Raw genomic sequence first — 11,040 nt, 5'->3', positions numbered from 1 at the left:
CTCATTCAGGAGGCCGCAGGGGCCTGACGAGGGCCACACCGGCCGGAATACCACGAACGCGGAGGGCAGTTCTCATGGCACATGACTTTGGTGCAACGTACAGCGAGATGGAAGACGCGGCACAGCGTCTGCGCGACGGACGCACGTCGATCGGTGACGCGCTGAAGGACCTCCAGGGCGTCATCGACGACCTGGTCCAGGACGGCTTCAAGACCGAGAACGCGTCGGAGCAGTACTCCACCGCCTACAACGACCTGACCACCTCGCTGGACGACGCCACCGAGGCCGTCAACGACATGGCGACGGCGCTGGACCAGATGGCGGACAAGATCCGCGACACCGACCAGCTCTGATCGGGTCGCACCGAAGGCCGTGGGGCCAGTTCGACAGGACTGACTCCACGGCCTTCGTCGTTCCCCCAGACTGCGCAGACGCTACGAATAGAATCGGGATCATGACCGGACAGCAGAGCTACTGGTACAACCTGTCGACCCAGACCGTGGTGCGCGCCGACGAGCGCCCCTCCGAGGACACGATCGGCCCGTTCGCCACAGCCGCCGAGGCCGAGGACTCGCCTGCGGTGCTGCTCGAGCACGCGCGGGCGTGGCTCGAGAGCGAGGAGAGCGAACCGTTCCGGGCGATGGCCGAGGAGAGCGGCGAAGACACCGACTACGCGTGACGGCCGGGGAATGAGGGGGAGACGCCGCGTCGCGGCACTGACTGCGCTCGCGCTCGCCGCGGGGCTGACGGCCTGCGCGCCGGCCATGCCGGAGTCGGTGATCCCCGGAACGAAGGTCGTCGTCGGGTGGACGGGGGCGTTGACCTCGACCAATGCGGCCGCATCCCCGACGAGCGGCAACACCGACATCGCCGCGCTGACGCGAGCGCGTTTCGGCGACGTGATCGACGGCGACTTCGTCGCGGATGAGAGCTTCGGCACCGTGACGATCCTCGAGGAGGAGCCGTTCACCGTGCGCTACGACCTCGCCGAGCCCGCGTGGTCGGACAGCATCCCGCTCGATGCCGCGGACCTGCTGCTGGGCTGGGCGGGAGCCGCGGGGTACTTCCTGCCCGATGAGGCATCGGTCCCGGATGTCCCGATCCCGGTCGCGGATGAGTTCGCACGGTCGATCGACGTGACCTATGCGCAGCCGGTGAGCGACTGGCAGAGCTTCGTGACTGTTCCGGTGCCCGCCCATGTGCTGGGCGAGCGCGCATTGGGCATCGACGATCCGATGGAGGCCAAGCAGGCGGTCATCACCGCGATCCGCACGGGCGATGACAGCGCCCTCGAGAAGTTGCGGTCCGCCTGGAACGAGGGGTTCGAGATCGGCGAGGGCGCCGTCGCAGGCGACCTCCTCCTCTCGAGCGGACCGTTCGTCGTCGCCGCTGATGGTGTGGATGCCGACGGAGCAGTCGAGCTCGTCCCGAACTCCGAGTTCCGCGGAGCGGTCACCCCCCAGGTCGCGCGCATCGAGCTGACGCCGCCCGGTGAGGATCCGCTCGCCGCTGTCGGCGAGCAGGTGGATGCCGTGCAGGTGCGCCCGGTCGCCGCGAACCGCGATGCCATCCGCGAGCTCGAACGCAAGGACTTCACCGTGCAGACGACGAACGACGGCACGCTCTGGTCGATGCTCCTCCGGCCGAACGGCGTGTTCAGCGACGTGCGTGCGCGGACGTCGTTCATGCACTCCGCCCCGGCACGCGACCTCATGGATGCCGGTGCAGGGGTGTGGACGACCGCATACGCCCCGAGCACGTCGATGACCGCGATACCGAACTCGCGCGCCTACGACATCGTCAACGAGGACTCCGGATTCGCGCAGACGCTCGGTGCGACCGACGCCGATCCGGTCGCGGAGCGGGCGGCGGCGGGTCTCCCCTCCGGCACGCGCGTGTGCGTGCTCTACGACCGGGGCAGCGAGTTCGCGAGAGGCGCCTTCAGCGCGCTGCGGACGGCCGCGGGGGAGGCAGGGTGGCGCGTTGCGGACTGCGGGAGCGACGACCTGCAGGCAGCACTCGAGAAGCGCGACTGGGATGCGGTGATCATGCGGGTGCCGATCCCGCAGTCGCCGGCGGATATCGCGGCTCAGTGGAGCACCGGGGGTGCCGCGTCGATCACCGGGCAGACCGACCCCGCGCGGGATGAACTGATCGCGCAGCTCGCACAGACAACGGATGTCTACGAGGCGCGTGAGATCCATGCGCAGATCGAGGCGACGATCGTGCGCGCAGCGGTCGCTCTGCCGATCGCTGCGAACCCCGTCGTCACGATCACGGACCGCAACCTGTCCGGTGTCTCGGTTCGTGGCGGGGCGACGGCGCCGTTGATGTCGGATGCCGCCCAATGGGCGGTCGTGCCGTGAGTGCTCCTCAAGTCGATCCGTGGGGTGTTCTCCCCATCGCGAGGGTATCCGCGGGGCCTCTAATCTCTTCAATGGAGGTTGTGCCGTGGGAATGATGTTGCCGAATGAGCTGATCTGGGTCATGGAGAAGCTCGGGTTCGATTGGCCCGATATCGATGAGGACGAAGTCCGCAAGGGCGCGGTTCTCGTGCGCAATCTCGGGACCGATCTGGAGTCTGTGGTGCAGTCGGTGGACCGGAAGATGAACGGCGATCTCGCGGCGGCGATGCGGGGGCAGACCGGCCCGGCAACGGTGAGCGCCTGGAACACGAACCGTTCGTCGAACCTGCAGAAGCTCATCGACATCATGCCTCCGGCGGCGACGGCGATGGATGTCGGCGCTGAGGCGATTCTGGCGCTGAAGATGAAGGTGATCTTCGACGTCACCACCACGATGATCACGTTGGTGGCGATGCTGACGAATCCGATCAGCGCACTCGGTGCCGGCCCGATGCTCATCATCAAGAAGAAACTGCTCAACGCGGCGGTGGACATCGCCGTGGAGCAACTGCTCGAGCAGCTTCTGCCGATGGCGATCGAGCCGATGTCGGAGCAGCTGCCTGCAGTGATCGACGCGATCCTGGACGCTCCGATGGTCGAGGCCGCTGCGGGTGACTCAGACGAGTTCTATGCGGACCTGCAGGCTCTGGAGGACGCCCAGTCGGCAATGAAGATTCACGGGGCGGATATCTCGACGCTGACGTCGAATTTCTTCATGGAGTTCTCCGCTCTGGACTTCGGGGGGGACGACTGATGAGTTCTATCAAGCCGGTGATCCGTGAGCTCAAGCAGGCTGTCCTGAACGGTATGGGAAAGACCAAGGACAACCTCCATCACTTGGCGGACAACATCGTCCGTCACGTCGATGACTTCGCGTTGCGGGTCAGGGGGATCGACAAATACGAGCCCAAGCACAAGAGCCCGGTCCAGCGTGACTGGCGAGGCAACTGGAACATCGATCGAAACGCGCAACAGGATCTCATCGATCGCAAGGCCAACGGCGAGACGTTGCCTGATCCTGACCGCATGCTGCCGGAGCGCTATCGCAGCGAACATCTGGCCCAGTTCGACAACGGCGGATCCCGCATCCAGTCGAAGTCGGGATACGACGCGTATGGTCCATTCCGATCCGACGGCGACAACCAGACCTTCCTCATGCCGACCGACCAGGTTCAGCACGTTCTCGACAACGCGAACGGCGACATCAGTCTCATCGAATCCCAGCTCGGGTTGAACCCGGGAGACCTGCAGGCCCCGCTCGTGCACGTGGAATTCCCGACGCTCACGTCCGCCGATGTGCACATGCCGAGCGGTAACGAGACCGGGGCGAACAGCAGCTGGCTTCCGTTCGGGCATCTCCCGACGGGAGTATCGGAGGCCGTGCATGCCGACAGCGGACTCCCTCAGGTCGTCCATGACATCCCGCTCAAGTGATGTCGGGGCGCACGACTACTCTGAAAGGGCTGGCGGCGCGGCATCGCCGCGTGCCAGCGTTCTGAAAGGCATGACACCATGACTGAACCGTCTGACTTCGCCGCTGTGCGCGAGCGGCTGCGGCTGCAGGTATTCGACGCCACTGAATTGGGCATCCTCGAGCTGTCGATTCCGGCCGAGGAGAGGCCGCGGGTCCAGTTCGTGGCCGCGGAGCTCTACGTCGGTCTTCGGAACGGTGACGAAGGATTCGTGACCGTCGAACAGGCAGACACGTGGAACGTGCCGTTCACCGATGCGCTGAAGGCGGCTTTCGACTCGGTGCCTCCGCTCGAGATCGGTGACGCCCGTGAGGTGATGGAGGTCACTGACGAACAGCAGGTCGCGGCGCTCTTCCTCGATCCGTCGCGCGCTGCGCCGCTGGCGGTCATCGGCGACCTGGCGATCGTGCCGCTGGCTCAGACACGAATGATCCTCACTGGTACGGACGACGAACGCGGATTCGCGCAGGCTCTCACCGTGGCCGACGAACTCCTGGCAGACGGAAGCCGTCTGGCGAGTATCCACCCGGTCGGGGACAAGAACGGTCAATGGTTCCCCTTCCCGTGGCGCGATCGATTCCCGGCGCTGGCGAATGCGATCAGTCGCATCACACGCGAGTTCGGCGTGCGCGGATACAAAGAGCAGGCCGGTGCGCTCAACGCCGGTGACGTGCGAGTGCTCGAGCCGAAGCTCGACAAACTCGAGTCGGGCGTCACCGTGACATTCGCCACCTGGCTCAGCGGCACCGCAGCGTTGCTGCCGGTTGTCGACAACGTGTTCGTCGTCAGCGCCGAGGGAAAGATCGGTGTGATGGGTTTCGCACAGTTCATCGAGCAGGCCGGGAGCGCCGTGGTCCGCACGGAGCTGGCACCCATCCGGTACTACATACCCGAGACTCTCCGGCTCGACGCGGCGTGACTTCCCGACGGAACCAGCCGGCGTGACGCGACGATGTGCGAGGTGCTCTCAGCGCGGATGAGGCCATCGCCTGATGGGGAGATCACCCCATCGCGCGCGGCACGATGCTGTCAGTAGCGTCGCTGACGGAGGTGCCGACGTGGGAATGATGCTGCCGAACGAGCTGATCTGGGTCATGGACAAGCTCGGACTGGAATGGCCCGATATCGATGAGGACGAGGTCCGGAAGGCCGCGCAGCTGGTGCGCACGTATCGCGACGACATGGAGACGCTCGTCCAGGCGGCCGATCGCCGCATCAACGGCGACATCGCAGCGTCGATGAGAGGGAACATCGGCACCGGCCACGTCGCCGCGTGGAATCGCAACCGTTCCGAGAACGTCCAGCAGCTGCTCGACATCCTGGGCCCGGCGTCGACCGGCATCGACATCGCCGCAGACATCGTCCTCGCGCTCAAGGTCAAGGTGATCGTCGAGGTCACGCTCACGCTCGCCCAGCTCATCCCCCTTCTCGCGGCCGGGCCGTTCGGAGCCGGCGGAGCGGCCCTTCTGATCCTCGCCCGAAAGAAGCTGTTCTCGATGGCGATGGAGGCCACTCTCGAGCAGGTGATCAACCAGGTTCTGCCGCTGGCGCTCGACCCGCTGGCCGAGCAGGTGCCGGGGCTCGTGCTCCGACTGCTTGAGGCGCCTGTGGTGGAAGACAGCATCGGCGACGTCGACGAGTTCTACGCCGACCTCCAGGCGCTCGATCAGGCAGCCGACGACATGGACGCGCACGCCGCGGACGTCGAGGACCTGACCGACCGCCTTCTCGCCGACCTCGCCAACCTGCAGATCTCAGGAGACTGACAATGCAACTGAAGAAGCTGATGAAGGACCTCGTCGATGCCGTCGACGGAGCGGGGCGCGAGTTCAAGACAGGTTTCGCCGGAGCGTTCCGCAAACGCGGCGGCCGGCATCGTGCGGATGCCGATCGCGTGCGCGGCACGGACCGCAGCGGTGCGGACAGCGTGCCTCGTCATCGTGCTGAGAAGCCGACTTCGCACGCGAAGAAGTACGACATCCTCACCGACGTCTCCCGCGGCATCGAGACACATGGACACGTGCCCCGTCACGCCGAGCCGGACTACAACCTCGTACAGGACCTCGGCCGGTCGGTGGGCAAGAGCATCCGCGACATCCCCGGAGACATCGTCGACGAGGTCAAGGGCGTACCGAAGAAGGTGCCGGGTCAGCTCGTCGAGGAGCTCTACGAGGATGCCATCGGGCAGGACGACCCCGACAAGTACGGCCGGCAGGACGGCGACATGCGCTTCCTCGCGCCGGCGAGCGAGGCGAGCGACCTGAGCCGACTCGGCCAGAGCGACCTCGAGACGCGATTCGGGCTGGAATCGGGAGCACTCGACGGCGCCACCGTGGAGATCGAGGAGATCCCGGACTCGCGCTTCGTCAGCGTGAAGGTCGGCCACCCCGGGCGCGACTGAAGCCTTCGGGCAGATCCACCCGGGAAGCAGTACCCATCGTCATCTCGGTGATCGTTGCCTACAGTCGTGTGCAGGAGGGGGTGCCACCGTGGGAATGATGTTGCCGAATGAGCTTGTCTGGGTGATGGAGAAGCTGGGATTCGACTGGCCGGATATCGATGAGGACGAGGTTCGCAAGGGCGCGACTCTGGTCCGCAATCTCGGGACCGATCTGGAGTCGGTCGTCCAGGCGGTCGACCGCAAGATCAACGGTGATCTGGGTGCGGCGATGCGAGGGCAGACCGGACCCGCGACGCTGAGCGCCTGGAACACCAATCGTTCGCAGAACCTGCAGAAGCTGATCGACATCATGCCGCCCGCGTCGACGGCGATGGATGTGGGTGCCGAGGTGATCCTCGGGTTGAAGATGAAGGTGATCTTCGATGTCACGACGACGATGATCGCCCTGGTGGGAATGCTGACGAATCCGATCACCGCGATGGGCGCGGGGCCGATGCTCCTGATCAAGAAGAAGCTCCTGAACGCTGCGGTCGACATCGTGGTGGAGCAGTTGATCGAGCAGCTCGCGCCGATGGTGATCGAGCCGATGGCCGAGCAGCTGCCGGCGGTCATCGACGCGATCCTGGATGCGCCGATGGTGGAGAGCGCGGTCGGGGACACAGATGAGTTCTACGCGGATCTGCAGGCGCTCGAGGATGCGCAGACGGAGATGAAGCTTCACGGCGCGGACATCTCGACGCTGACTTCGAACTTCTTCACGGAGTTCTCCGCTCTCGACTTCGGAGGAGACGACTGATGAGCAAGGCCGCACGCGAGGTCATGCGCAAGGTGAAGAACTCGGTCGACGACGCCGGTGGTGATCTCAACCGCAGGCTCGCCCAGCTCACCGACCGGATCAACGAGCATCTCGACAGCGTCGTGAAGAAGGTGCGCGACACCGACAACTTCGACAGCATCGACACGACGCGTGGCAGGAACTCGAAGACGACGCACTTCGATCCCGACAGCAGGCGTCCGGTGCAGGAGAACGGCACCATCCTCGACGACTTCGGCAGCAGCGACCGCGGTGACAACGCGACCGCGATCGGGCAGCTCGGCCGGGACGGCGATGACGGCGGTCATCTCGGTGGTCATCGCTTCTTCGGAGACACGCCCGACGAGGGAATCGTGCCGCAGGCCGCGAACCTCAATCGCGGGGCGTGGAAGAAGATGGAGAACGAGTGGGCGGACTGGACGGCAGAGGGCTGCCGGGTCGACTACCGCATCTCCGTCGACCCTCCGGGTGCTGTGCGGCCTGATAGGTTTCAGGTGGCGTACGTGGTGTCAGATCCTTCGACCGGTGAGATTCTCGAGACGCGCAGCCCGTCCTTCGATAACATCTCCGGCGAGACGTTCGACCGCATCAACCGCCGCTGAACCCCGTCGAAAGGAACCTCGTGTCAGAGAACGTGACCGCCGATCTTCTCCACGCCCTGGTGGACAACCTGGACGGACCGGACATCGATCGGGAGGGCTGGGCGTCGATGTCCATGATCCTCGAGTTCCCCGAAGGCGCATTCAACGAGGCGCACGGGTACCTGTACTCCCCGGACGGCACGATCTCCGCAGTGGCGGCGGACGCGTGGGCGGTCAAGCCGGCGGTGGACGCGTACCTGGCGAGCTACTTCAAGGATGGAGACGCGTTGCCGGTGCAGGTGCTCGTGCAACTGGACCGCACCAACGGGAAGTACAACGTGACGTTCGAGGACACCGATGAGACGCGGTGGAAGATGACTCCGCGGAACCGCAAGGTTTTCCGCGAGGAGCTCCGACCGAAGTTCGACTGACGGCCTCCGCTCTCCTGCGCCCGAACCGGGCTTGACGCGCATCCGGCTTTGCCCGTGGCAAGATATTCGCCGAGGGGGTCGACACGTGACCGAGCTGAATCCTGCCTTGACGGTGGAAGAGGGCCACAGGCCGAAGACGAAGGAAGCTGCGCCACCGTTGCGCCTCGAGTTCGCGGGGGAGTGGCACGAGCTGCCGTCGGACAGGCCGTTCATCATCGGACGCGAGGGCGACCTCGAGATCGACGACAACCCGTACCTGCACCGGCACTTCCTCGAGCTTCAGCATCATGACGGGCTGTGGTGGCTGGCCAACGTCGGGGTGCGCCTTGCGGCGACGGTATCCAGTGCGGGTGGTGCCGTGCAGTCCTGGCTCTCGCCCGGTGCGCGCATGCCGCTCGTGTTCGAGCGCAACGTGATCGTGTTCACAGCCGGACCCGTCACCTACGAGCTCAGCCTGCACACCGAAGAGGCGCCGTACGAGGTCTCCAGTCAGGTCGAGGCGTCGATGAGCGGCGAGACGACCGTGATGCCCGTGAGCTTCACCACCATGCAGAAGCAGCTGATCGTCGCTCTCGCCGAACCGATGCTGCGCCGGGAGGGCGTCAGCATGAATGAGCTGCCGTCGTCGAGCGATGCGGCGAAGCGCCTCGGCTGGAGCATGAGCAAGTTCAACCGCAAGCTCGACAACGTGTGCGACAAGCTCGACCGCATGGGAGTGCAGGGCCTGCGCGGCGGGCCCGGCAAGCTCGCCACCAACCGACGCGCCCGTCTCGTCGAGTACGCCGTCACGTCGCAGGTCGTCACGCGCGCCGATTTGCCGCTCCTCGACGACGAGGCGCTGCGGAGTCAGAGCGACGCGGACGACTGATCGGAACGTTTGGGTTGTGCTGCGGGCATGGGCACTCATGCCCATGCCCGCGCGTGCGTGACCGCCCTAGTCTGTGAGCGACAGTGAGCGGCGTGTGATCACGGGAGGGCAGCATGGCCGATGTCGAGATCTTCCGCGCAGAGCTGACGGCGGCCTCCCAAGCTGCTCAGACTGCCACCGGAGACTTGACGATGCAGGCGGCCGATCTGCAGTCGGAGGATGCCGGCGTCGAGAACCCCGACTCGCGGGCGACTCTGCGTTTGGAGCTGCACCGACGACTGAGCGCATTGCACACGGAGGCGCTGAAGCGCGCGATCTCCGGGGCGGAGCTGTCCGCGACGACGCGCGCCATAGCGGACAGTTTCACGCAACTCGATGAAGAGTTGACGGGACCTGAGACGCCGTGACGAGCGCGGGTTCGGGCCGGCTCTCGGTGCCTGTGCGCATCGAGGGCGACGCGGGGACGATGTCGTGGTGGGGCATGCAGCTGACACGGGTCGCCGATCGCCTCGACGACCTGCACACAGCCGCAGTGCTCGCGAAGAACCTGCCGGGCGCGGGAGTGCGGGTGACCTCGGCGCGCGGCGACGCTGAGGCGCTGCTCGACGCACTCACCGCAGACATCAGTGAGGCGACGCTGCTCGGGATGGTTCTGCAGGAGTACGCCGATGCATACGAGCGGTACGCGCAACCGGCGAACGCTCTGATCGATGACATCGAGGTCGCCCATGGCGAATGGGCGCAGAGCAGCGCAGCCGCCGACGACGCCGCGACCCTCGCTCTGTCGACCGTCGGCAGCGCGTGGGACGGTCTCGCCGCGCTGACGCAGAACAACGCGACCGAGGCGGCCCAGACCCGCGACCTCGCCTGGCAGCGGCTGTCGAGCCTCATCGCCGAGCACGGGGAGTACTTCGCCCAGTGGTCGTCTGCGTACGACGCCGCGCTCGCCGCGCTCGCCTCCGCGGGCTCGGCCGGAATGACTCCCGAGGCGCGTGCCGTCTTCGAGCGTCTCATCGGTACCAGTGACCCCGCCCACGTACGCGCACTGTGGAACGAGCATCCGGAGATGCATCCCGAGTTGATCGCGGCGCATCCCGACCTCCTCGGAAATCTCGACGGCATCCCGTACGACGTTCGGAGCACGCTGAACCGTGATCGTCTCGACGCGATGCTCGCCACAGAGCCGGACGGCGACAGGCGCGAGGAGCTCGAGGCCATCAGACGGGCACTCGAGACGGAGGGATCTCCGCCGCCGAGCCTGATCTCGTTCGACCCCGACGGCTCTGAACAGGTCACCGCCGCGATCGCGCATGGCGATCTCGCGACGGCTTCCGAGATCAACACACTCATCCCCGGCATGAACGGGAATGTCGGCGACATGCATGCATGGGGCGAGTCGGCCAGAGCCCTCAACCGAGCGGCGGGCGATGGAGCGGCCACCGTGGTCTGGTTCGGATACGACACCCCGAACCTCCTCGAGGAGCCGGGCATGGGGCGTGCGCAGGATGGCGCCGCCGCGTTGGGCTCCTACCTGCGAGGGCTGAGCACGCTGTCGCCGGCAGCCGACATCAACGTGATCGCCCACTCCTACGGCAGCACGACCGCCGCTCTCGCGATCGGGTCAGCGTCCGACGGACTCGGCGTCACCAGCCTCATCGCCGTCGGCTCGGCCGGTTTCCCGAACGACGACGCGGTGATCGCGAACCTCACCGACGGCGATCCTCCTCGCGTCTACGCGACCGTTTCCGAAGACGACGCGGTCGCCCGCATCGGGCGGGGGACCGCCATCGGCCACTCGGTGTCGCCCGAGCGGCTGACCGACGTGACTGTGTTCGACAGCGACGGCGGCGTTGACAGCGACGGGCGGCCGCTGCCTGCCGCTACCGGGCACGATTCGCTCGGCCCCGGTGCGTACCTCGAGCCAGGAAGCGAGTCGTTCTACAACGTGGCTGAGATCGTCCGGACGGGCGAGCCGGGTACGGAGCGCGACGGCGAGGGAAGCGAGCGCGGCTTCTGGGACGAGGGCAACTGGTGGATCAGCGATGAGTATGCTTTCGTGGACCTCTGA

At 66.1% G+C, this 11,040-nt stretch carries 14 protein-coding genes; all 14 read left to right on the top strand.

The features are described 5' to 3' along the window. Positions 1–74 precede the first annotated feature (74 nt). The 14 genes from KHB019_RS07920 (at position 75) to KHB019_RS07855 (ending at position 11,040) form a co-directional block, all read left to right on the top strand. Positions 75–353 (top strand): WXG100 family type VII secretion target, encoded by a 279-nt coding sequence (locus tag KHB019_RS07920; protein WP_250646152.1) that lies wholly within the window; start codon positions 75–77, stop codon positions 351–353. 101 nt (positions 354–454) lie between these two features. Continuing rightward, the gene (locus KHB019_RS07915; protein ID WP_230101634.1) at positions 455–679 is read left to right on the top strand and encodes a hypothetical protein; all 225 of its coding nucleotides are present in this window, start codon (positions 455–457) and stop codon (positions 677–679) included. Positions 680–689: 10 nt separating this feature from the next. Beyond that, the gene (locus KHB019_RS07910) at positions 690–2,366 is read left to right on the top strand and encodes a hypothetical protein (RefSeq protein WP_337458598.1); all 1,677 of its coding nucleotides are present in this window, start codon (positions 690–692) and stop codon (positions 2,364–2,366) included. Further along, positions 2,338–3,159: a WXG100-like domain-containing protein gene (locus KHB019_RS07905; RefSeq protein WP_337458597.1), complete on the top strand. Its 822-nt coding sequence runs from the start codon at positions 2,338–2,340 to the stop codon at positions 3,157–3,159. Before KHB019_RS07910 ends, KHB019_RS07905 begins: the two co-directional genes overlap by 29 nt. Beyond that, the gene (locus KHB019_RS07900; RefSeq protein ID WP_230101631.1) at positions 3,159–3,839 is read left to right on the top strand and encodes a hypothetical protein; all 681 of its coding nucleotides are present in this window, start codon (positions 3,159–3,161) and stop codon (positions 3,837–3,839) included. Before KHB019_RS07905 ends, KHB019_RS07900 begins: the two co-directional genes overlap by 1 nt. Before the next feature lie 78 nt (positions 3,840–3,917). Then, positions 3,918–4,796, top strand: coding sequence for a hypothetical protein (locus tag KHB019_RS07895; RefSeq protein WP_325472310.1), 879 nt, complete (start codon positions 3,918–3,920; stop codon positions 4,794–4,796). A 145-nt stretch (positions 4,797–4,941) separates the two neighbouring features. Continuing rightward, entirely contained in the window at positions 4,942–5,643 is a 702-nt protein-coding gene (locus KHB019_RS07890; protein WP_325472326.1) for a WXG100-like domain-containing protein, read from the top strand. Positions 5,644–5,645: 2 nt separating this feature from the next. Then, positions 5,646–6,278 carry a hypothetical protein gene (locus KHB019_RS07885; RefSeq protein ID WP_337458596.1) on the top strand — a complete coding sequence of 211 codons (633 nt, stop codon included), beginning with the start codon at positions 5,646–5,648 and terminating at the stop codon, positions 6,276–6,278. A 124-nt stretch (positions 6,279–6,402) separates the two neighbouring features. Continuing rightward, entirely contained in the window at positions 6,403–7,074 is a 672-nt protein-coding gene (locus KHB019_RS07880; RefSeq protein ID WP_230101924.1) for a WXG100-like domain-containing protein, read from the top strand. Further along, on the top strand, positions 7,074–7,694 hold the full coding sequence (locus KHB019_RS07875) for a DNA/RNA non-specific endonuclease (protein ID WP_230101628.1): 621 nt from the start codon (positions 7,074–7,076) through the stop codon (positions 7,692–7,694). Before KHB019_RS07880 ends, KHB019_RS07875 begins: the two co-directional genes overlap by 1 nt. Before the next feature lie 20 nt (positions 7,695–7,714). Further along, positions 7,715–8,104, top strand: coding sequence for a hypothetical protein (locus tag KHB019_RS07870; protein ID WP_230101627.1), 390 nt, complete (start codon positions 7,715–7,717; stop codon positions 8,102–8,104). A gap of 157 nt (positions 8,105–8,261) precedes the next feature. Further along, complete coding sequence (locus KHB019_RS07865) at positions 8,262–8,972, top strand: hypothetical protein (protein ID WP_230101923.1); 711 nt, start codon at positions 8,262–8,264, stop codon at positions 8,970–8,972. 113 nt (positions 8,973–9,085) lie between these two features. Then, positions 9,086–9,379, top strand: coding sequence for a hypothetical protein (locus tag KHB019_RS07860; protein WP_230101626.1), 294 nt, complete (start codon positions 9,086–9,088; stop codon positions 9,377–9,379). Between the two features lie 26 nt (positions 9,380–9,405). Next, complete coding sequence (locus tag KHB019_RS07855; protein ID WP_337458595.1) at positions 9,406–11,040, top strand: alpha/beta hydrolase; 1,635 nt, start codon at positions 9,406–9,408, stop codon at positions 11,038–11,040.

The organism is Microbacterium sp. KHB019, assembly GCF_037285405.1.
GTDB lineage: Bacteria > Actinomycetota > Actinomycetes > Actinomycetales > Microbacteriaceae > Microbacterium.
The sequence above is the reverse complement of the archived record's forward strand: the minus strand, read 5'-3'. Positions and strand labels throughout refer to the sequence as shown.

Bases quoted from the DNA above. Each gene is read 5' to 3' on its own strand.
- KHB019_RS07920 (WP_250646152.1), top strand. From the start codon at position 75: ATGGCACATGACTTTGGTGCAACGTACAGCGAGATGGAAGACGCGGCA.
- KHB019_RS07915 (WP_230101634.1), top strand. From the start codon at position 455: ATGACCGGACAGCAGAGCTACTGGTACAACCTGTCGACCCAGACCGTG.
- KHB019_RS07910 (WP_337458598.1), top strand. From the start codon at position 690: ATGAGGGGGAGACGCCGCGTCGCGGCACTGACTGCGCTCGCGCTCGCC.
- KHB019_RS07905 (WP_337458597.1), top strand. From the start codon at position 2,338: ATGCCGCCCAATGGGCGGTCGTGCCGTGAGTGCTCCTCAAGTCGATCC.
- KHB019_RS07900 (WP_230101631.1), top strand. From the start codon at position 3,159: ATGAGTTCTATCAAGCCGGTGATCCGTGAGCTCAAGCAGGCTGTCCTG.
- KHB019_RS07895 (WP_325472310.1), top strand. From the start codon at position 3,918: ATGACTGAACCGTCTGACTTCGCCGCTGTGCGCGAGCGGCTGCGGCTG.
- KHB019_RS07890 (WP_325472326.1), top strand. From the start codon at position 4,942: ATGATGCTGCCGAACGAGCTGATCTGGGTCATGGACAAGCTCGGACTG.
- KHB019_RS07885 (WP_337458596.1), top strand. From the start codon at position 5,646: ATGCAACTGAAGAAGCTGATGAAGGACCTCGTCGATGCCGTCGACGGA.
- KHB019_RS07880 (WP_230101924.1), top strand. From the start codon at position 6,403: ATGGAGAAGCTGGGATTCGACTGGCCGGATATCGATGAGGACGAGGTT.
- KHB019_RS07875 (WP_230101628.1), top strand. From the start codon at position 7,074: ATGAGCAAGGCCGCACGCGAGGTCATGCGCAAGGTGAAGAACTCGGTC.
- KHB019_RS07860 (WP_230101626.1), top strand. From the start codon at position 9,086: ATGGCCGATGTCGAGATCTTCCGCGCAGAGCTGACGGCGGCCTCCCAA.